This is a genomic window from Cobetia sp. 4B (assembly GCF_018831605.1).
In the GTDB taxonomy this organism is placed as follows: domain Bacteria; phylum Pseudomonadota; class Gammaproteobacteria; order Pseudomonadales; family Halomonadaceae; genus Cobetia; species Cobetia amphilecti.
The window spans coordinates 877,615-898,818 of the sequence record NZ_CP059843.1 but is presented as its reverse complement, the minus strand read 5'-3'; the positions used below and the strand labels follow the sequence as shown (position 1 = coordinate 898,818).

The 21,204-nt window shown below is 62.2% G+C and carries 16 protein-coding genes; 10 read left to right on the top strand and 6 right to left on the bottom strand.

Annotated elements, in window-relative coordinates; translation table 11 throughout:
- The first annotated feature begins 21 nt into the window (after nucleotides 1-21).
- The gene (locus H2O77_RS03805) at nucleotides 22-1,266 is read left to right on the top strand and encodes a hypothetical protein (protein ID WP_215823938.1); all 1,245 of its coding nucleotides are present in this window, start codon (nucleotides 22-24) and stop codon (nucleotides 1,264-1,266) included.
- A gap of 145 nt (nucleotides 1,267-1,411) precedes the next feature.
- Here the strand turns inward: H2O77_RS03805 and H2O77_RS03800 are convergent, their stop codons facing one another.
- Both H2O77_RS03800 and H2O77_RS03795 read right to left on the bottom strand, forming a co-directional pair.
- Nucleotides 1,412-3,238, bottom strand: a complete 1,827-nt coding sequence (locus tag H2O77_RS03800; RefSeq protein WP_054555069.1) for an SEC-C domain-containing protein — start codon at nucleotides 3,236-3,238, stop codon at nucleotides 1,412-1,414.
- Nucleotides 3,239-3,393: 155 nt separating this feature from the next.
- Nucleotides 3,394-4,332 (bottom strand): homocysteine S-methyltransferase family protein, encoded by a 939-nt coding sequence (locus H2O77_RS03795; protein WP_240548704.1) that lies wholly within the window; start codon nucleotides 4,330-4,332, stop codon nucleotides 3,394-3,396.
- Between the two features lie 267 nt (nucleotides 4,333-4,599).
- On the opposite strand from H2O77_RS03795, the gene H2O77_RS03790 reads away from it, so the two are divergent.
- The 3 genes from H2O77_RS03790 (at nucleotide 4,600) to H2O77_RS03780 (ending at nucleotide 9,876) form a co-directional block, all read left to right on the top strand.
- Entirely contained in the window at nucleotides 4,600-6,507 is a 1,908-nt protein-coding gene (locus H2O77_RS03790) for a hypothetical protein (RefSeq protein ID WP_043332458.1), read from the top strand.
- 69 nt (nucleotides 6,508-6,576) lie between these two features.
- Entirely contained in the window at nucleotides 6,577-8,751 is a 2,175-nt protein-coding gene (locus tag H2O77_RS03785) for a DNA topoisomerase III (protein WP_215823937.1), read from the top strand.
- 78 nt (nucleotides 8,752-8,829) lie between these two features.
- A complete protein-coding gene (locus tag H2O77_RS03780) occupies nucleotides 8,830-9,876 on the top strand; it encodes a 2-dehydropantoate 2-reductase (protein ID WP_240548703.1) in 1,047 nt (348 codons plus the stop codon).
- Nucleotides 9,877-10,119: 243 nt separating this feature from the next.
- Here H2O77_RS03780 and H2O77_RS03775 read toward each other — a convergent pair whose 3' ends face one another.
- The 3 genes from H2O77_RS03775 to zwf are packed head-to-tail and all read right to left on the bottom strand — an operon-like array spanning nucleotide 10,120 to nucleotide 13,023.
- Nucleotides 10,120-10,782, bottom strand: a complete 663-nt coding sequence (locus H2O77_RS03775) for a bifunctional 4-hydroxy-2-oxoglutarate aldolase/2-dehydro-3-deoxy-phosphogluconate aldolase (protein ID WP_043332465.1) — start codon at nucleotides 10,780-10,782, stop codon at nucleotides 10,120-10,122.
- A 56-nt stretch (nucleotides 10,783-10,838) separates the two neighbouring features.
- Nucleotides 10,839-11,531, bottom strand: coding sequence for a 6-phosphogluconolactonase (pgl, locus tag H2O77_RS03770; RefSeq protein WP_215823936.1), 693 nt, complete (start codon nucleotides 11,529-11,531; stop codon nucleotides 10,839-10,841).
- 1 nt (nucleotide 11,532) lies between these two features.
- The gene (gene zwf / locus H2O77_RS03765; protein ID WP_043332469.1) at nucleotides 11,533-13,023 is read right to left on the bottom strand and encodes a glucose-6-phosphate dehydrogenase; all 1,491 of its coding nucleotides are present in this window, start codon (nucleotides 13,021-13,023) and stop codon (nucleotides 11,533-11,535) included.
- Nucleotides 13,024-13,413: 390 nt separating this feature from the next.
- On the opposite strand from zwf, the gene H2O77_RS03760 reads away from it, so the two are divergent.
- The 6 genes from H2O77_RS03760 to H2O77_RS03735 all read left to right on the top strand — a co-directional run bounded on the left by H2O77_RS03760 (nucleotide 13,414) and on the right by H2O77_RS03735 (nucleotide 19,487).
- Nucleotides 13,414-14,271 (top strand): MurR/RpiR family transcriptional regulator, encoded by an 858-nt coding sequence (locus H2O77_RS03760; protein ID WP_215823935.1) that lies wholly within the window; start codon nucleotides 13,414-13,416, stop codon nucleotides 14,269-14,271.
- 220 nt (nucleotides 14,272-14,491) lie between these two features.
- On the top strand, nucleotides 14,492-15,373 hold the full coding sequence (locus H2O77_RS03755) for a putative selenate ABC transporter substrate-binding protein (protein WP_199852379.1): 882 nt from the start codon (nucleotides 14,492-14,494) through the stop codon (nucleotides 15,371-15,373).
- A 4-nt stretch (nucleotides 15,374-15,377) separates the two neighbouring features.
- Nucleotides 15,378-16,106: an ATP-binding cassette domain-containing protein gene (locus tag H2O77_RS03750; RefSeq protein ID WP_215823934.1), complete on the top strand. Its 729-nt coding sequence runs from the start codon at nucleotides 15,378-15,380 to the stop codon at nucleotides 16,104-16,106.
- Entirely contained in the window at nucleotides 16,096-17,655 is a 1,560-nt protein-coding gene (locus H2O77_RS03745) for an ABC transporter permease (RefSeq protein WP_240548702.1), read from the top strand. Before H2O77_RS03750 ends, H2O77_RS03745 begins: the two co-directional genes overlap by 11 nt.
- A 73-nt stretch (nucleotides 17,656-17,728) precedes the next feature.
- A complete protein-coding gene (locus H2O77_RS03740) occupies nucleotides 17,729-19,015 on the top strand; it encodes a cation diffusion facilitator family transporter (protein WP_215823933.1) in 1,287 nt (428 codons plus the stop codon).
- Nucleotides 19,016-19,184: 169 nt separating this feature from the next.
- Entirely contained in the window at nucleotides 19,185-19,487 is a 303-nt protein-coding gene (locus H2O77_RS03735; protein WP_043332474.1) for a hypothetical protein, read from the top strand.
- A gap of 50 nt (nucleotides 19,488-19,537) precedes the next feature.
- On the opposite strand, the gene H2O77_RS03730 is transcribed toward H2O77_RS03735, so the two are convergent.
- The gene (locus H2O77_RS03730; protein WP_215823932.1) at nucleotides 19,538-20,932 is read right to left on the bottom strand and encodes a hypothetical protein; all 1,395 of its coding nucleotides are present in this window, start codon (nucleotides 20,930-20,932) and stop codon (nucleotides 19,538-19,540) included.
- Nucleotides 20,933-21,204 lie beyond the last annotated feature (272 nt).

Here is a 21,204-nt window from a genome sequence, read left to right as displayed (position 1 = left end):
CTCATGCCAAGGAGGTGTGCAATGCATGTGATCCTGTTGGCGGACCGCCTCGGCCAGGAAGTCGCGCCGATTGACCGCCGTTACTCGCCGGCGCTGCTGCCGATCGCCGGACGCAGCGTGCTGGAGCGCAATCTCGACCTGCTGGTCGGGCGAGGCGTGACGCATATCAGCCTGATCATCGCCCGTGACCCCGAGTGGTTCCGGGCGCGTATCGCCGATGGCTCACGCTGGGGCATCGATCTCGACATTCTGCCGATGCCCGGCGAGCGAGACCCGCGCGAGCAGATCAAGCGCCTCGGCGCCATGGCTGCCCTGCCCGCCCCGGTGCTGCGCGCCGATGTGCTGCTGATGCCGGAGTGGTTCAAGGATGACAGCCTCGCGATCAGCGAGCAGGCCATGGCGTCAGGCGCGCCGGTCTGCCATCCGGCCAGCGTGGCAGCCCCGTCGCTCGCTCGTCTGCACTGGCCGGAGCTGCGCGACAATCCCGGGCTTGGGCCGGCCCTACTGGCCTCGCTGTCGCACTATCACGCCCTGGTGATGCAGGCACTCGATGCCGATGACTCAGGCCTGACGCCACATGGCGAGCGCGGAGTATTGCCCGGCGAGCAGGACCTGCACCACGTCTACTACGCCGCCGGCGCGACACGCCTGGATGAATCGCGCCTCACCGGCGGCTTCGCCGGCATCACCACCCATGTGGAGCCCGGCGTGCTGCTCAAGGGACACTGCTGCCTCGAACAGGGCAGCTACGTGGAAGAAGGCGCCATGCTCGAGGACTGCGTCATCCTGCCCTTCACCCGCGTGCACGGTGGCCAGCAGGTCAACGCCGGCATCCTGTTCGAAGGCGAGGCGCTCGACAGGACGGCCCCGCACTGGCTCAAGGACCGCCGTCAGGCAGGCGCCGCCTCACAACGCGGCGTCGCCTATCGCAACCCGGCACGCCCCGAGTGGCAAGAACGGATTCTGGCGGCCCTGATCACCCTGGCCTCACGCCCCTTCGGCTCACGCTACAAGGAGCTTCGCCATCGTCTGCGCCAGGTGCAGGACAGCCGCATGCGGCTTTTCGGGGCACTGCCCGAGCGCTCGCCACCGCCACTGGACAGGGTCGGCATCAGCAGTGCAGGCGCCATCCAGCCCCCGGATTGGCGCGCCACACCGGATGCCTTCGCCGCGACGCTGGAGGCCATCCAGGTCGGCCAGACGCCGGGGCTACGCGGTGCCATTCGAGAAGCCTGGCGACTGCGCCAGCAAGGCAAGCAGCAGTGATCGCCCCCGTTCGCGCTTCCCACTGAGCCCGCCTCGCGATGCAAGACGAGACAAAAAACCCCGCAGCGCCATGGCACTGCGGGGTTTTTACAAACTGGCTCTTGCGATCACTCGTCAGGCAACATGAGCGGCCTTTGACACCGGCTCAGCGATGCTTGGCCAGCCAGGCCAGCGCGCCTTCGCTGCGCTTCCACTGGTCGCGCATCAGGGTGCGGTACTGCCAGGCCTCACCACGCGTGCCGGGTTCCGGCGCTTCCACCGCCAGACTCACCGGCCGCGGATGCTCCGCCAGCAGCAAGCTGATCAGATGCGAATTGGCTTCCCGCACGATCTCGAGTGCCTGCTCGGCGTCCTTGTCGCGCCCCAGTCGATAGAGCGCCAGCACCTGGCCCATCAGGATGCCCAACAGCGGCATTTCCTCATCGACGGCACGTCGCTCGATATCATGCTCGGCGAGAGTCACGGCCTCGTCGTTGCGGCCTTCGCGCAGCAGCTGATCCAGCACCAGCTCACGCAGGCCGAGGCTGTCTTCCTCGTCGAGCTTGAGCAGGCGCTCCGCCAGCTGGCGCGAACGCTCGCGCTCACCGCGCTCCATGCCGATCACCAGCCCCAGTCCACAGCGCAGCAACTGGGCGTTGTCGCCATCTTCCCAGCGCAGCAGGCCGCCGGCCTGTTCGATCTGATCGAGCCAACGATCGAAGCGCTGTGCCAGCGGCACGAAGAAGGTGTCCGACATCCACGGCAGGCTACCGAAGCGACTGGCCAGCGCCAGAATCAGCCCCTGACACACCGCCGGAACGTCCAGCCATTCGGGGCTGGCGCACAGCTGCTGCAGCCACTCGTTGGGGTCCTGGACATCCCAGGGATCGATATCCAGCGCCAGTGCCGCCTCTTCCTCGATACGCGCCGGGAAGACCGCCTCCCAGAGCCCGAGTGTCACGGCCTGCTCCGCATTCTGACGGAACAGCAGACTGCCATCGTCCTGCGTTTCCAGCGCCAGACGCGGCGGATGCTCGATCACCTCGAACAGCGCCTGCAGGGCGGCCAGTGAATCCGACAGCGACTCATCGGAATTGACCATCTGCTCGGCGAGCGTGGCACGCGGGTTTTCGGCCAGATCCGCCAGGAATTCAAGCTGACCGGGCTCGATGTCCTTCTGCTTGGACAGGCGACGCCACCAGAAGCGCGCACGATCCTGCGCCTCTTCCGGCTGGCCCTCGTGCAGCAACAGCATGGCTTCGATATACGCCAGCGTCGGCGAATCGGGCAGCGTCTGCTGGGCACGAATGAAGGCGGCGCGCGCCGAGCCCAGATCATCGCTGTCCAGATGCAGCAGACACTGATGCTCCAGGGCGACGCCGCGCAGGAAGGCAGGGCCACGCTCCAGCACCTCATCGAGCAACAGCGCCTTCTTGCGGGTGAAGCCGCGCTCCTGATAGAGATCCAGCAGCAGCTCGAAGCCAGGCTCGGCCTGCTCGGGCAGACGCGACCAGTCGCTGGTATCGAACAGCGCCTCCATGATCTGCTGAGCCCGACCGCGATTGCCGCTCTCGGCGCTGATCAGCCCCGCCTCGAGCAGCGCCTGCGCCGGCGCGAGACCAGAGGCCAGTGCCGCCTTGAGCTGTTCACCCTTGAACTCGCGCAGCGACAGCATCCACATCAGGTGGTCTGGTATCGCCGGCAACTGCACCTTGTCGCAGCACTGCTTGTACTTGCGACCCGAGTCACACCAGCAAGGCTCGTTGCGTCCGGGCGGTGCCAACGACTCGCGCGCGAAATCGAGTCGCACCAGCGGAGTCTGGCTCCACAGCACCGGCGCCAGCGCTACCGCCAGCGCTTCGTCGCCACCGCTATAGTTCACGCCCTCCGAATGCGCCCACTGCATGAAGGCAGGAAAGGATTCATCGGCGCGGATGGCATCAAGTGCCCCACTGGCGTAACTCAAGAGCCGTTCGACCCACTCGGCAAGCATGGCATCTCCCTAAAAAAGCGTTTCACAGCCCTGTAGGCACCGCGCCCCGGTCTTCGCCTTGGCGTTCACCTCGGCGTTTCCTCAGGCGCGATGCCCGTCAGAACCTGCGAATCAAGGGGCGAAGTCTATCACGAGGAAGCCTCGCCCCTCATCGTTCACTCACTCAAGCGGCTGACGCAGCGATAACCTGCTGACCTGAGCTGTTCGGCCAGGCAGGCGATATGCGCCGGGCCCACCTCACAGCAACCGCCGACGATACGAATGCCGACATTGACCCACCCCAGCGCATGCGCCGCGTACTGCTCCGGCCCCAGGTCTTCGCGCGCCTTGAGGTCCTTGACGGTGCCGCCGGGGTTGAGCTCCGCGATGGAGGTGAAGCCGTTGGCATAGGCACCGGTCGGCAGCGGGCTGGCCAGCAGATTTTCCAGACTACCCTGAATGGCTTCCGGCGCGCTGCAATTGATCAGGATCGCGTCCACGCCCATCGCTTGCAGCATGCTGATCGCGTCGGCCAGCGGCTCACCGCTGCGCAGGGTCGCGGTCAGATCATCCTTCACCGTCAGCGAGACCCACACCGGCAAGCCGCTCTCGAGTGCGGCGGTGGCAGCGGCGCGAGCCTCGACGCAGGAAGACAGCGCCTCACACAGCAGGACATCGACCAGCGGTGCCTGCAATTCCACCAGCCGGCGATAGCTGGCCAGGGATTCGTCAGCACTCGGCGCGACATCGGGGCGATAGGTGGCGACCAGCGGCGGCAGGCAGCCTGCCACGCGCACATCCGCCTCGCCACTCAGGGCGATGGCATCCCGCGCGGCCTTGCCGGCTGCGGCATGAATGGCCGCGATCGACTCGCCGACGCCCGCCAGGCCCAGCCGCTGCGGCGTGGCCGTGTAGGTATTGAGCGTGATGACGCGCGCGCCGGCACGAATGAAATCGAGGTGCAGGTCACGCACCAGCTCAGGCTGGTCCAGCATCACCTGAGACGACCACAGCGGCGTCGGCTCACGACCGCTACGACGCACCAGTTCCTGGCCCATGCCACCGTCCAGCAACACGACTTCAGCCCCGTCACCTGCACCCTTTCCTGCTTCCAAGTCTCGTTCCACACAACCTCCAGAGCTTTTTGATGTCCTAGCGTGAGCCTGACGACCTGGCGAGACCCGCTGGCCAGTCAGTGGCGGGCGAAATTCTACCACGCTCGACCCGCTTGCGGCCCTTGCTCACTGGAGCCTAAAGGCTGCCCAATGCTACTGTTGACGACACCCTTTGCCCCGCGCTGCGCTCGAGGCTCGTGCTCACGAACCTCTCGGCAGCCCATGTCGTGCCAGAAGCCCCACCCCGTTCAATCAAGGAAGCCTGCCTTGCTGTTGCCGAGTCCCTTTCGTCCCCGAGCCAACACTGCCAACGACGCGCCCCAGGTGCGTCTGGAGCGTGAGGGCCGCGACGAGATTCGCCGCATTACCCAGGCCGTGGAGCGTGTGCCCTGGTCGGTGAGCCTGATGCAGATCCTGTGGACCGCAGGCCCGGTGACGCTGATCGGCGCCTGGGGCGGCTATCTGCTCGGTTACGGCAAGGAACCGACCTTCGAGAACTACATCTTCTTCATCTCCTACACCGTCATCACCGGTGTCGCGGGCATCGTGGCCAATATCGCCCACAACCTGACCAGCTCACGGCGCTATGACCGCACCGAAGCCAAGATCGAACGCGTCATCGACACCGTGCCGGAGCTGATCCTCGCCACGCGCAATCTGATCGTCGAGAGCCTGGAAGGCGATGCCCGCCGGCGCGAAGCGGCGGCCATGCTGCTGCGCAAGCAGGACCTGGCGCCGGAGGGGGTTGAGCTGGCGGCGCTGGAGCTGCTCGATGACCGTGATGCCGCGCGCATCATTAGCCAGATCGACGTCTACCGTCGCGTGGGCCTGCATGCGCGTATCCGCGACATGAACAGCCTCAACCGCGAATGGCTCGAGCCCCAGTTCAATGAGCTGGCCGAGCTGGCCCCCGAGGCCATCGGCCTGCTGCGTGAGCGCTTCGAAGGCCGCGCGCCCGACCTGCACAGCGGTGTGCCGCGTGACGAGAACTTCATCGAGCGTGTGCTGGCGGCCATCGAGCAGGACAACGACCTGCTGATGACCCTGCAGGACGTGGAGGAGATGTTGATTCTGGCCTTCGAGCTGATCAGCGGGCGCAAGATTCCGCTGCTGACCTTCGAATACCGTGGCCGCTGGAAGCTGGCGCGCGCGCTGGACAACCTCGAGCATGCCCGCTCGCGTTATCGCATACGTCAGGCCACCGGCCTGTCACGCCTCAAGGCGCTGACGGTCTATCTGGCCGAGCAGTCCGGCACCCTGGTGGAGGATGCCGCCTCCGGCCTGCGCGCCGAGGTACTGCTGGAGCGCTCCACCCAGGCGATGGACGCCCTTGCCGAGCAGGTGACGCATCTGGCGATCGCGGTCAATGAGGGCGATCGTGAACACCGCGCCGCACTGCGCTCGCGGGCCGACATCCTCACCAACGCCATCCGCCTCTACAAGACGGTGACCAATGCCTACGAGCAGGTCGGGCGCAGCCACGCCGTCTTCCTCAAGATGTCCAAGCGCTGGGAAAACATCGCCTCGCAGATGTCCGATGACGCCACCCGCCTGCGAGTCGGTCCGGGCCGTCGTGGTCTGCGCATCCAGGAAAAGACCATCGCGCTGGACGATGAAGCCAAGGCGGAGGTCTGCAAGCATCTGGCCGATCACTTGAACGAGAGCCGCATCAAGCGCGTCGACAGCGAGATCGCCTACCAGGCGCGCGAGACGGTGCTGCGCGTCGGTGTCGACAAGGCCAAGGCGATGGCGGTCGAGATCGCCCTCGCGCTGGAGCCCCACATACACCTGTCACGCCCGGCCGTGCAGCGCGCCATCAATGGCTCCAACGCCGCCTATTTCGGCCAGCTGGAGCCCAATCAATCCGCGGCGGCCAAGGCGGCCCTGGGCAGCGCCATGGTGCGCGAGATCGACGATGACCTGTCACGCACCGCCGAATCACTGGCCATCGCGCTGGTGCGCCACTACCGCGTCGAGCTGGAGCCGCTGGCCATCGAGTTCCTGCGCGATACCTTCGGCGCCCGTGAAGCGACGCTCAACATGCTCAGCAACTATCAGCCCGCGGACCACCACCCGGTCAGCTATCTCTCCAATCGCCCCCCGCTGATCCAGACCGCCAACCGCGACTGGTATCGCGCCCTCGTCCAGGCGCGTCGCGCGCTCGACGACGATTGATCCCCGCCTCGGGCCAACGGCATACTGTATGGATCATCATATCGACAGCCTTTGACCGCAGGATGCCCGATGCGCCTGATCATCGCCGAAAAGCCCAGCCTCGCCCGCGCCATTGCCGAGGCGCTGCCCGGACGCTCAAGCAAGCGCGACGGCTATATCGATGCCGGTGACACCCGTGTCACCTGGTGCATCGGCCACCTGCTGGAGCAGGCCCCGCCGGATGACTACGACGAGCGCTTCAAGCGCTGGTCGCTGGATCACCTGCCGATCATCCCCGAGCAATGGAAGCTCAAGCCACGCAGCCAGGCGCGCGGTCAGCTCAAGACCATCCGCGAGCAGCTCAAGCTGGCCGATGAGGTCGTGCATGCCGGCGACCCTGACCGTGAAGGCCAGCTGCTGGTGCAGGAAGTGCTGGAGCACATGCGCTGGCGCGGGCCGGTCAAACGCCTGCTGATCAGCGACATGAACCGCCCTGCCGTCAGCCGTGCCCTCAACAAGCTGGACGACAATCAGCGCTGGCAGCCGCTCTATGAAGCCGCACTGGCGCGCCAGCGCGCCGACTGGCTGTATGGCATGAACCTGACTCGCGCCTGGACATTGACCGGACGCCAGGCCGGCCACGACGGCGTGTTGTCAGTGGGACGCGTGCAGACGCCGCTGCTGGGGCTGGTCGTGCGCCGTGACGAGGAAATCGAGGCCTTCGAGCCTCGTGCCTTCTTCCCGCTGTGGATAGAGGCTGGCGTGGCGGCGGGCAGCTTCAAGGCCTGGTGGCATGCGCCCAGCTCACCCTGGCTGCAACGTCTGGCGGACAAGGGCACCCCGCTGCCACTCGATGACAAGGGGCGCCTGCTGGATAGCCGCCCCGCCGAGCGCCTGGCCCGCCATCTCGCGACCTTGACCACCCTCGGCGATGGCCATGTCGAAAGTGTCGACGCCAGCGACAAGTCACAGCCCGCGCCGCTGCCCTATTCGCTCTCGGCGCTGCAGGTCGATGCCGCGCGCCGTTTTCGCCTGCCGGCCCAGAAGGTCCTCGACACCTGTCAGGCGCTTTACGAGCGCCATCAGCTGATCACCTATCCACGCTCCGACTGCCGCTACCTGCCGCGCGAACATCACGCCGGCATGGCCAATCTGATGATCAGCGCCTGCGTGGGTGACCGCGAGCTTGAACGCTTCAGTGGCGGCGCCGATTTCAGCCTGCGCTCACGCGCCTTCAATGACAGCAAGGTCAGCGCGCACCACGCCTTGGCGCCGACCGGGCGCGAGCCGGACTATGCGCGCCTGTCGCGCGATGAAGCCAATCTCTACCGCATGATCACCCGCAACGTGCTGGCCCAGTTCTACCCGGCCTATCGCTATCGCGAGGTCAAGGTCGAGCTGCGCTTCGCCAAGGAGCCCTTCCGCGCCAGTGGCCGCAGCGTCATCGACGAGGGCTGGAAGGTGCTGTTCCAGCGCACAGCGGAGGCCAGCGAGACAGCTGACAAAGATGTGGCTGACAAGAAGGCCTCAGACAAGAACGCAGCCACCGATGACAAGACCCCACCGCCGCTGCCCGCCCTGACGGAAGGCGAACCGGCCTGTGTGCTTGACTGTGGTATCGAGGAGAAAGAGACCCGCCCGCCGGAACCCTTCAACGACGCCAGCCTGATCCAGGCGATGATGAACATCGCACGTTACGTCGAGGATGAAGCGGTGCGACGCACGCTGCGCGATGTGGATGGCCTGGGCACCGAGGCGACACGCGCCGGCATGCTCGAGACACTGATCAATCGCGGCTATCTGGTGCGCGAAGGCCAGGCGATGCGCTCGACGCGTATCGGTCGCGCGCTGATTCATGCGCTGCCGCCTGCCGTATCGCGTCCGGAGCGCACCGCACAGTGGGAGCAACGCCTGAGCATGATCCACGAGCAAGGCGACCCGGCGGCGCCCTTCTTGAGCGAATTGATCGTGGATCTGCGTGCGCTGCTCGCCGATAGCTCCGCCAGCCGTCTGAGCACGGCACTGGCCAGCGTCGGCGGTGCGACACTCGCGCCGCGCAAGGGCGGCGGCAAGGGCGGCTCGCGTCGCAAGGCAACGTCCTACAAGAAGCGCGCTTCTGGCAGCTCTTCGGGAAAGACTGCTTCAGGCAAGACAGCTTCTGACAGCACTGCTGGCAGCAATAAGGACGGCGCTTCTCGTAAAAGTGCTTCCACCAGGAGCCCCCGCAAGCGAGCGACTACGTCACGGCGCAAGACCGATAGCTGACAGCAGGTCAGGTGAAGTACAACCGGCCTCCTCTTGCGCTCACGCACTGCTCTGCTCTCCCATGACAAGATGACGAATATGCACACAATGACTGATCCGGAAGATAACTGGCTGTGGATCATCGGCCCGGGGGCCATCGGGCGCCTGCTGGCGGCTTCGCTGATGGCAGCGCGCCAGCGAGAGCTTCGTGAGCAGGGGGCAACCGAGCTACCGCGTGTCCTGCTGCTGGGGCGTCAGGCAATGGCGGGGCAAGCGGTCGTGCTCGACATGACTACGCCAGAATCACTCACTGTTAGCACAAAGATAAATCATTCAACAATTGACGCACTACAAGGACCACTATCTAGAAAGCCTTCCGCCATCTGGCTGACGACCAAGGCCCACGGTGTACCCGCCGTCTGGCAGCAACTGGCACCACATATCACGCCCGGGACTTCCGTGACCTGCTGGCAGAATGGCCTGAGCGCTCAGCCGTGGCTGGCCGAACGCCACGCCAACCTGCTATGCGCCAGCACCACCGAAGGCGCCTGGCTGCCAGCCGAGACTGGCGCAAGCGCGACGCCTGACGCTGACTCGACAGCGGATGACCTCCAGCACCTTGGCGTGCAACACGCCGGGCGCGGCCACACCTGGCTGGGCGCATGGCAGAGTGGCGGTGACGGCGACCCCGACCGTCAGTCCCACCAGGCCGCTCTCCTGCAATGTGACTGGCTCAAGGCAGCAGGGTTTGCGTGCGAACCGACACCGGACATCCAGACCCGCCTGTGGCACAAGCTGGCGATCAATGCGGCGATCAATCCCCTGGTGGCACGCTATCACATTCGCAACGGCCAGCTGCGTGACCGGCCATTTGCCCCGATGGTGCACCAGGCGGTCGAGGAGATCAGCGCGGTACTGGATAGCGAAGGCATCTCTGCCCCGGGGGAAGGCTGGCAGGCGCTGGTCGAGCAGGTCATCCGCGCGACCGCCAACAATCGCGCCTCGATGCTGCAGGATGTGCTCGCCGGTCGCCCTACCGAGGTCGAGGCGATCCTTGGCCCGCTGCGCCTTGCCGCCGTCCGACATGGGCTGGTCCTGCCCTTGCTGGATGATCTCTACCGCCAGCTGAGCACGCCGCAGCGCTGAGACAAGACTTCTGCCCAGCTCAAAAGGCTCCATCAGACAATCAGCCTGACTTTCCCATCTGACCCGCCAGCCCGCCAGATAACGCGCACAAAAAAGACCCGCCTCGCGAGAGACGGGTCACAAGCAACAGCCAAGCTGTCGAGAGAGAGCAGTACTGGCAGCCTGTCAGCCTCAAGCACGACGTGCATGACGTTGGCAGGCAACCGCTGGATCAGTGACCAGCACTCATCCAGATATCAGGCTTCAGCGGTGGAAACGCTCTGAGGCTTCACGCGCCAGCTCGCGGATACCATCCCAGTCACCCGCATCAATCAGTTTCTGCGGCGCGACCCAGCTACCACCGACACACATCACGTTCTTGAGCGCGAGGTAGTCAGCGGCGTTGCTCAGGGAAATGCCGCCAGTCGGGCAGAAGCGAGCTTCGCTGATCGGGCCACCGAAGGACTTGATCGCATTGACGCCGCCCGCGGCTTCCGCCGGGAAGAACTTGAAGCGACGGTAACCGTACTGCCAGCCCGTCATCAGCTCCGAGACGGTCGCGACACCCGGCAGCATCGGTACGCTGCTGGTCACGCCGTACTGGTACAGCGCTTCGGTGGTGCCCGGCGTGACGATGAAGTCGACGCCCAGCTCTTCCACCTGGCGATACTGTTCCGGCGTCAGCACGGTGCCGGCACCGATGCTGGCGTTGGGCAGCGCTTCACGCATCAGGCGGATGGCTTCCAGCGCGCAATCGGTGCGCAGCGTGACTTCCAGTACGGTCAGGCCACCTTCGTAAAGGGCCTTGCCCAGCGGTACGGCGTCCTCGATGCGCTCGACGGCGATCACCGGCAGCACGGAGGCTTTCTGGCAGATGCTGTCGATCTCGGTGGTACGAGTCGACGGAAGCTGTTTTTCAAAGCTCATGGCGTTCTCCTTGTGCCGCGGCCAGCCTCCCTTGTGGCTGGCCGCGGCCGATGTGATCAGGGGGCCCAGTAAAGCGCCAGCGGCGCGGACAGGAAGGCACGAATCGGCAGTTCACTGACCGCCTCGACGTCGCTCAGCGCGCGCGACAGCACGGCCTGCTTGTCGGTCCCCGTGAGATGAAGCACGGTACGACGCGTCTGGCGCAGACGCTCGAGAGACAGCGTGATACGCGCCTGCGGCACGCTGGGTGCACGCATCGGGACACAGCAATCCGCACTGGTCAGCGCTTCCTGCAGACGGTCACCATCCGGGAACAGCGAGGCCGTGTGGCCATCGCCGCCCATGCCGAGAATCAGCGCGGAAGCCGGCCAGGGGAGCGCCGCGATGCGAGTGCTCACTTCTGCGTAACCGTCCTCCGGCTCTGCCTCGGCGTTGGTCAGCGGATGGAAGGTGGCGGCACTGGCCGCACCGCTCAGCAGGTGCTCACGCACGAAGCGTGCATTGCTGTCATCGGCGTCTTCGCTCACCCAACGCTCATCGGCGAGGGTGATATCGACCCGCGACCAATCCAGCGGCTTGTCGCGCAGCGCGGCAAACAGCGGCTTGGGCGTGGAGCCGCCGGAAACCACCAGCAGCGCACGCGCTGACGGATCAACGTCGAGATCAGCACGCAAGGCGGCGGCCAGATACTCGGCGAGAGAGTGTGCGGTCTGTACGCGCGGGTCCTGCTCAGTCACGGTGGCGCTCATCTCAATATTCCTCATACCAGCTGCGACCGTCGCGCGTGATCATCGCGATCGAGGAGACGGGCCCCCAGGAGCCGGCCGGGTAACGGCGCGGCGTGGCGGCGCGGGATTCCCAGCCATCGATGAGGGTATCGACCCAGCGCCAGGCGTGTTCGATCTCGTCACGACGCACGAACAGATACTGCTGGCCCTTGATGACCTCCAGCAGCAGACGTTCGTAAGCTTCCGGAATACGGCGCTTGGGGAAGGCGCTGTTGAAGTCGAGATCCAACGGACCCGGGCGCAGACGCATGCCCTTGTCGAGACCGGAGTCCTTGGTCAGCACCTGCAGGGAGATACCCTCGGACGGCTGAAGACGGATGATCAGCTTGTTGGCCGCCAGCGAGCGCTGGTCCGGATCGAAGATGTAGTGCGGCTGCTGACGGAAGTGGATCACGATCTGTGACAGCTTCTCCGGCATGCGCTTGCCGGTCCGCAGGTAGAACGGAACACCGGCCCAGCGCCAGTTGGAGACTTCGGTCTTGAAGGCCACGAAGGTCTCGGTCTGGGATTCGGTGTTGGCCCCTTCTTCCTCGAGATAGCCCGGCACGTGCTGGCCATCGACGGCACCCGCGATGTACTGACCACGCACCAGATCCGTATTGAGACGCTCGCCGGTGATCGGGCGCAACGCCTTGAGCACCTTGACCTTCTCGTCACGAATGGCGTCTGCATCCAGGTTGGACGGCGGGTCCATCGCGATCAGACACAGCAGCTGCAGCAGGTGGTTCTGCACCATGTCACGCAGCTGACCGGCCTGATCAAAGTAGCCCCAGCGCCCTTCGATGCCGACCTTCTCCGCCACGGTGATCTCGACGTGGGAAATCTGGTTCTGATTCCACTGGTTGCCGAACATCGGGTTGGCGAAGCGCAGCGCAATCAGATTCTGGACGGTTTCCTTGCCCAGATAGTGATCGATACGGTAGATCTGGGATTCGTGGAAGACGGCGCCGATCGCGTCGTTGACGACGCGCGAGCTCTCCAGATCAGAGCCGATCGGCTTCTCGACCACGACACGTGAGTGCTCGTCGAGGCAGCCCGCCGCCTGCAGATTGCTGCTGATGTCGCCGTAGATACGCGACGGTACGGAAAGATAGATCATCAGCGGGCGCGGCGACGGCTTGCCCTTGGCATCCACACGCCAGTCGGCGATCGCGGAATAGCCTTCCACGGTGCTGAAGTCCAGCGCCGCATAGCTGATGCGAGAGAGGAAGCGCTCGATGCATTCCTTCTCGAGGTGTTCCGGCTTGACGCGCTCCTTGAGCGCCGCCTGCACGGTGTCCTTGAAGGATTCGAGGCTGACATCCTGACGCGCCAGACCGATCAGGCGGGTTGCCTTCTCGAGCAGACCGTCACGGTCGAGGTGATAGAGGGCTGGATATAGCTTGCGCTTGGCGAGGTCGCCCAAGGCGCCGAACAGGGCAATATCCACGCCCGGAATGATGTCGGAACTCATGCCGCCGATTTCTCCCGTCGAAACTGCCCTGTATGCCGAAATGACCGACAAGGTGGGCGACTTCGAACCCGCTTCCTGGAAGGCTGCGCAGGCTGGCGCGGCGAGGAGAGGCTCGAATGACACACGGCACCGGGAAGGCGTTGGCGATACATGGCTGGTTATATTAACAACAAATGTAGCGATAACGCCGCTGTCACTCAAGACAATTCGCCCCACAAATAGGTAAACTTACCTAAAAGTGGTAGTCAGCGGCGCTTTCGCTTTCACCTCGTCCTTCACACCCCTGGATCAGCAAGTGACCCAAAGAGATGCTTGGCCTACCAGACGAGTGAGGCTAGGATGCCCAGATTACGTAGTTATTTCACTACACAATGGCAGGGTAACAGGCGAATGGCAGTACACGACCTCATCAATCGCATCCGTGAACGTCTCGACGAGCTCAATCGCTCCGAGCGCAAGGTCGCCGACGTCATTCTGGCGGACCCGGCTGCGGCCACCGGCATGAGCATCGCGGCGCTCGCTCAGGCCTCACTGGTCAGTGAGCCGACCGTCAACCGCTTCTGTCGCAACTTCGATGCCAAGGGCTTCCCCGACTTCAAGATCAAGCTGGCCCAGAGTCTGGCCGGCGGTACGCCCTATGTGTCGCGCAGTGTCGATCAGAACGACGATGCCGCCGCCTATGGCGACAAGATTCTCGGCGCCACCGTGGCCGCGCTCGACGATGCCCGTCGCGCACTGGACCCCAGGCGCATCGAGCGCGCCGTCGATTACCTGAGCCAAGCCAAGCAGATCTGCTTCTTTGGCCTTGGCGCCTCAGGCCCGGTCGCGGCGGATGCCCAGCACAAGTTCTTCCGCTTCAACCTGCCGGTCATGGCCTATGAAGATGTGCTCATGCAGCGCATGGTGGCCGCCGCCTGCCATACCGGCGACGTCATCGTGATCATCTCCTACACCGGACGCACCCGCGAGCTGGTCGATATCGCCAAGCTCGCACGCAGCAATGGCGCCGCGGTACTGGGCATCACCGCACCGAACTCTCCGCTGGCACGCGAGTGCACCGAAGTACTGGAAGTCATGGCCCCGGAAGACACCGATATCTATATGCCGATGACCTCACGCATGATCCACCTGGCCCTGATCGACGTGCTGGCCACCGGCGTGACGCTGCGCCGCGGAGAAGACTTCCAGCAGCATCTCAAGAAGATCAAGGACAGCTTGAAGGACACCCGTTTCCCACCGGAGACTTGAGCACTAGCCACCAAGTCATCAGCCCCAGCCACGGCAAATGAGCTCTTCCTGCGCAGCCATTCAACGCGCTACTGACGCTTCAGCGTCACTTGAGCGATCCTTCAGGCATGGCGTGGGGCTTGCACCCGCGTGATCAAGACACAACAATACGCGCCATACCCCCTGACATGCGGTGCTCACCGCATGATGTCTTATGTCGTGAATGCTGAGGATGCTTCCCATGCGCTGGCTGGCCACTGCTGCTCTGACCCTGATTTCCGCCCTTCCCGTGACCATGAGTCTGGCTCAGGCCGACACCTTCAAGTTCACGGCGATTCCGGATGAAGACGAGTCACGCCTGGTCGAGCGTTTCGACAAGGTCGCCGACTATCTGGAAGAGAAACTGGGCGTCGATGTCGAGTATGTGCCGGTCAAATCCTACAGCGCCGCCGTCAGCGCCTTTCGCAACGATCAGATCCAGATGGCCTGGTTCGGCGGCCTGACAGGCGTTCAGGCGCGCCAGATGGTGCCGGGCTCCGTCGCCATCGCCCAGGGCGTGGAAGACGCTGCCTTCCGCAGCTACTTCATCGCGCGTCGCGACCTCAAGCTGGCCGGCGATGCCGCCGAGCCGCTGGACGCCCTGCCCGACTCCCTCGAAGGCCACTCCTTCACCTTCGGCGCCAAGACCTCCACTTCAGGCCGCCTGATGCCGGAATACTATCTGCGCGAGCAGTTCCAGCAGGCGCCGGACGCCCTGTTCAGCCGCGTCGGTTTCTCCGGCGACCACTCACGCACCATCGCACTGGTCGCCGCCGGCACCTATGACGTGGGCGCGGTCAACTTCGCGGTGTGGGAAGCGGCCGTCAAGGACGGCAAGGTCGACCCGAGCAAGGTGCAGGTGCTGTGGCAGACGCCGGCCTACCCGGATTATCAGTGGACGATTCGTGGCGATGCCGACAGCCACTTCGGCGCGGACTTCACTGCCCATGTCACCACGGCCCTGCTGGACATGAAGGACCCGGACCTGCTCGAGAGCTTCCCGCGCTCCGGCTTCATTCCGGCCAGCAACGATGACTACGCGCCGATCAAGACCGTCGGTGAACAGCTCGGTCTGCTGCGCTGAGCTCATGACCCAGGAAACACCCTCTCCACTGCTGCACCTTTCGCAAGACCACCTCGGCCATGGCGCCGAGGTGGTCTTGCGTGATCTGGATATTCGCCTCCTGCCGGGCGAGCGCATCGCCCTGCTCGGTGCCAGTGGCGCAGGCAAGTCCACGCTGCTGGAAGCCCTGCGCGTCGCGCTGCAACAGCGCGACGTAGCGGCCGCCTGGTGCCCTCAGCGCCAGGGGCTGGTGCCGCAATTGTCGGTCTACCACAACATCTTCATGGGCCGGTTGGACCAGCACTCACGGCTGACCAACCTGCTCAATCTGCTGCGCCCGAAACCGGCTCATTGGCAGGCGGTTGCCACATTGTGCGAACCGCTGGGTATCGCCGGCCTGATGGAGCGCTCCGTCGAGGCGCTTTCCGGCGGTCAGCGCCAGCGTGTCGCCATCGCACGTGCGCTCTATCAGGGCCATGATCTGTTCCTCGGTGACGAGCCCGTCGCAAGCGTGGACCCGCATCAGGCCAGTCAGTTGATCCAGCTGATACATGCCCGTCACGCCACCAGTGTGGTAGCGCTTCATCAGCGTGAGTTGGCACTCACTCACTTCACGCGCGTGATCGGGCTTGGAAAACAGGCTGACGGCCAGGGGCGCGTGCTGCTGGATGTCGCGACCGACGGACTGACGCCCGGCGACCTGGACTTCCTGTACCCCGCTGCAGCGACCCGCGAGTCATCCGATGTCAGCTGATCCCTCCACCATGACGGCAGAGCTGCGCCATCCTCCTCGCTGGTGGCAGGCACGCAGTGACGGCGCGCGCCTGTTGCGCCTCGGTGGTGGCCTTGTCATCGCCATGCTGGTGCTGGTGCCCTTCGCCGATCTCTCCGTCACCTCGCGCGAGCCCTGGCAGGAACTGGGCCGCATGCTGGCGGGCCTGGCATCACCGGCTCCCGGCGCGCTGGAATCCCCGCTGCACGCTCTGATCCTGACCATCGCTTTTGCGCTGTGGGGCACCCTGCTAGGTGCGCTGATAGGGCTGCCGCTGGCATTGGTCTATTCTCGCTCGCGCCTGCTGCGGGGCATCTGTGCCGGGCTGCGCGCGGTGCATGAGCTGTTCTGGGCCCTGCTGTTGCTGCAGGTGTTCGGGCTATCGGCCGCCACGGCGCTGGCGGCGATCACGATCCCCTATGCGGCGACCTTCGCCAAGGTCTATGCCGAGATTCTCGAACAGCTGCCGCAGGCGCCACTCAAGGCACTGCCCTGTGCCAGCTCGCGCGCGATGCGCTTTGTATATGCAGAACTGCCGATGGCGTGGCGGCGCATGGCCAGCTATACCCGCTATCGCTTCGAATGCGGACTGCGCGCCAGTGTCCTGCTCGGTTTCGTCGGTTTGCCCACGCTGGGCTTCTATCTGGAAAGCGCCTTTCGCGAGGGCCGTTACGCCGAGGCGGGCGCTCTGCTGTGGATCTTCTATCTGCTGATCGCCACGCTCCCATGGTGGGGGCACCGTCGAGCATTGCCGGTACTGGCCATCGCCAGCCTCTGGTGGCTGGGGCCATGGCCCGATGTCAGCCCGACCCTGCTGTGGCGCTTCATCAGCCATGACATCTGGCCGGCGCCGCTGGTCAATGCATCATTCGAGTCACTGACCTCGGGCGAGCTCGCGACAGGCCTGCTGCAGTGGGCCAGCCACCTGCCCGATCTGCTGCCCGCCATCGGCAATACCTTGTTGCTCGGCCTGCTGGGCACCGCCGGTAGTCTGCTGATCGCCATGCTGCTGTGGCCGCTGGCCAGCCGTCATGTGGGCAACCGCCTCTCACAGCACTCGACCAACGGCCTGCTGATCTTCCTGCGCACCACGCCGGAGCTGATTCTGGCCTTCATCCTGCTGTTGCTGCTGGGGCCTTCCCTGCTGCCCGCCTGGCTGGCGCTGGCGCTGCACAACGGCGCGATCATCGCCTTCCTGTGTGCTCGCCATGCCAACCAGATTCAGCTGCCGCCCAGTCGCCCGCAGGGCAAGTTCGAATGCTGGCTCTATGAGCTCAACCCGCGTGTCGCTCCCGGCATGTTCGCATTGCTGCTCTACCGCGCCGAGACCATCATTCGCGAGACGGCCATTCTCGGCATGCTGGGGGTGGTGACGCTGGGCTTCCATATCGACTCGAGCTTCGAATACCTGATGTTTGATCAGGCATTTGCCTTGCTGGTGCTCACCGCCATACTCAATATCGGCGTTGACAGCCTCGCGCGGCGCCTGCGCCCCAGCGGCGAGATCTCTGAAGACAGCTGCGTGCGCTGACTCCTGCCCGGCCTGCGCAGAAGTAGGCGCTGACTTCATGACGCCCCCGACTCCCCTTTTAGCGAGCCTTCCCATGCCTCAATCGTCACCCGCAGATGCCGCCAGCACGGCAAGCGCCAAGCGTGAAGCACAGCGCATCACCTTGATCGGCGCGGCGCTGGATGGCGTGCTGGGTGTCGCGAAGCTCGTCATCGGCAAGCTGGTCGGCTCGCAGGCACTGATCGCCGATGGCATCCATTCCCTGTCAGACCTGGTGACGGATGCCTTCGTGTTGGTGGCGACTCACTACGGCCGCCAGGCGCCGGATCGCTCACATCCGTGGGGGCATGAGCGCATCGAGACGCTCGGCACCCTGGTGCTGGGCAGTCTTCTGCTGGCCGTGGCGGGCGCCATTGGCTGGGAAGGCATTTTGCGCAGCTGGGAGCTGATGTTCGGCTCACTGACCATCCCGCTACCCGGCGCGCTGGGCATCGGCATCGCGATCATCTCGCTGCTCGGCAAGGAAGGTATCTTTCGCGCCACGCTGAAGGTCGCGCGCAAGCAGAAATCCAAGCTGCTGGAGGCCAATGCCTGGCACTCGCGCAGCGATGCGCTCTCCACCGTGGCGGTGCTGATAGGTCTGATCGGTACCCAGTTGGGGGCCAGCTGGCTGGATGGCATCGCGGCGGTCGTCGTTGGTGTGATGGTGGGCAAGATCGGCGCCTCCTTGGCCTGGGAGGCCTCACGTGAACTGATCGACACCGCCCTGCCACGCGAACAGCAACACGCCATGCGTGAGTGCTTGCTGTCACTGCGGGAGGTGCGTGGCGCACATGACTTGCGCAGCCGCACGCTCGCCGGCCGTATCGTGCTGGAAGTCCACCTGCTGGTCGCGCCACGCATCAGCGTCTCGGAAGGCCATGCCATCGGTCATCACGCCGTGGCTCGCCTCAAGGCCGAATTCCCCCAGCTCAGTGATGTGCTCTATCACATCGACCCCGAAGATGACTCGCATCTCGGCCAGGCTAGCCTGGCGCAGCCCTCGCTGAAGCAGCCGCTGCCCCTGCGTAGTGACATCATCGCCGCACTCGATGAATGCTGGCAGCAGTCTCCCCTCTGGCAGACGCGCAGCGGCCTCACACTGCATTATGTCAACCATGCCACCACCCCTGCTGGCACCGACTCGTCGGCCCCGCATGTGGATATCCTGCTGGAGTTGCCGGGTTGTGATATGGAAGCCGCCTCGGAAACGGCTCAGCAATGTAACCACGACGCTGACTCACGCAACGCTTCAATCACCGAGATGGAACGCCTCGCAGCGGGTCTTGAGTGGTTTGGCAAGCTGGAGATCGGTGTGATGTCACATATCCACCAGCGCTGACGTGTGGGTTACACTGCAGGCAAAGGCAGACATGGTTTCATGAGTTTCAAGGCAGGCCTGGATTGGTCCCTCACCGTTCAAAAGCGCTCAAAGGCGTTCCAGGCATCGTCATCTAGACCAGAATTCACGCTCGAACAAAGACAGACATCCACCAGACAAGGAGCACGCCATGAGCAACGCATCCGGCGAAATGCACAAGACACGCATCATCAGTGAGCTGAAAGGCTTCATCCGCAAGCTGCTGCAAGACCCGAAGATTCTCGAGCAGTCACTGGTCGTGGCGCGAGCGCGCCTCAAGGAAGGGGCAGAACAAGGAAAGAATGAGCAAGCGGTGCTGGCCATCATCGCCAACGAAATTTCTGACACTACCAGCATCCATATCCCGGAAGATCCGGCGGAGCACTCCGATGCGGACAAGCTTTTCCTAGAGCTGCTGAAGGATGTGGTGGAAGAGGAAGAAGCTCTTTATTGATAACATCAGGCTACCGGAAGGTAGCCTGACTTAGCTAACGAGTGAAAAGCTCAGTGAATATCTCTATAACTTTGCTTTTCACTTTTGACACTCATTATCCCATGTACGGTTTTGTACCCTTTTGTGCGTATCAATTCTTCTTCGAATTCAGCTCTAAGGATTACTTTCCCTTCCTTTACAGTATAGGCAGCTATTCCTTGTTCCATAATCTTAGATAGATCTGGAGTCTTTTTTAACATTTCTTTTACTGTGAAACCAGACTCAATAGTCAAGCTACGCGCTAAGGAAGTTCCACACAACCGCAATAGGTTGCAGCCATCACTAACTATAGTCTTATCGAAATGCCAGTCGATCAACGTAGGGAGTATATCCAGACTGGTTATAAAACTATCGCCGGAATACACCAACTCATCATTAATTATATTTGAGAAGGAAATGAATATGTTGTACTGCTCCAATATTTCAGCTGAAGTACCATGTCCACCAACGTTGCTACAGCAAAACAAGTCATTTTCATGTGAGCTATGCTGTGTGAATGACTCACCATGATCAGACCATATAACCCCTTCAAAACTATTGCTATCAATTCTTGAAAGAACATCAGTAAAGATATCTAATGCACGGCCAGCATCCTCCACCATCACTTCATACTTTCGATTATCACTGGCTTGAGAAAGGTGACTCCAACGATGAGTCCAGGGCATGTGAGGAAGGGTGAAATGAAATACCAACAAGTTATCTCCAGCCATAACTTTACTCTTTGCTTTTATAGCATAATATTTTGCAGCCAGGTATGGATCGTAAGTAACAGCATTAGCTCTATTATGAATATGGAACGGAAGAATCTCTTTGAAAACAAAATCGTATTCAGACAATAGATTATAATATGGCATATCTAACAAAGGGGACGCTGCAACAAAATCCAATGCTTGTGTAGATGAGCCAAGATTATTCTCAAGTGAACATTTTTCTCCAATATGATTAAATCTTTTTTCATCTGACCCATAAATTATATTCCACTCATGATCTTCAAAAATGTTAAACATCGTACATTTAGGTTCAACGCTCGATAAATTGAATCTTACTCTGTTATTCTCAGGAGCCAGCCCTGTCGTCAATACATTCCAAGAAGCATATGTTCTTCCTACAGGTGACCAAGCATTATTGAAAGAAGACAAATGCTTAGAAGCTAAAAAGGTAGAATTATTAGCCAGTAGAGAATGTGCATCTGCTCTAACTGAGTCAACACCTAGAACATAGGTTATATTATTCACACCTTTCTTCGTATAACCATCGTTCCACTTATAAAGAGAAAAGTTAACAACCAGAAGTACTGATGGCATAAGCAGAAGCGATATCAATGCAAAATGCCGTCTACAGGAATCACTAAAAAACACTATAAAAAGTGATAGAAACAAACTTAAAATCGTACCTATATACTTCATCCAAAATTCATTGACGCTTAAATCTAAAATTTTGAATTGCGAATTCGGAAATTTGACTCCATTCACTACATCAAGCACCAAGAACAGAATGAAAGCGACTAGAATATTAATAAATATGGGTCTTACTCGCTGCCTTGAAATACTAAGAATCCATCGCGAGGCTAGAAGAGTAATGAATAAAACCCATAGACAGAAGACCGAATAGACCAATAGGTATACTCCGGTAATATAGAAGTCATACCTAGAGAAGTCATGCACAGAAAAATCTAAAT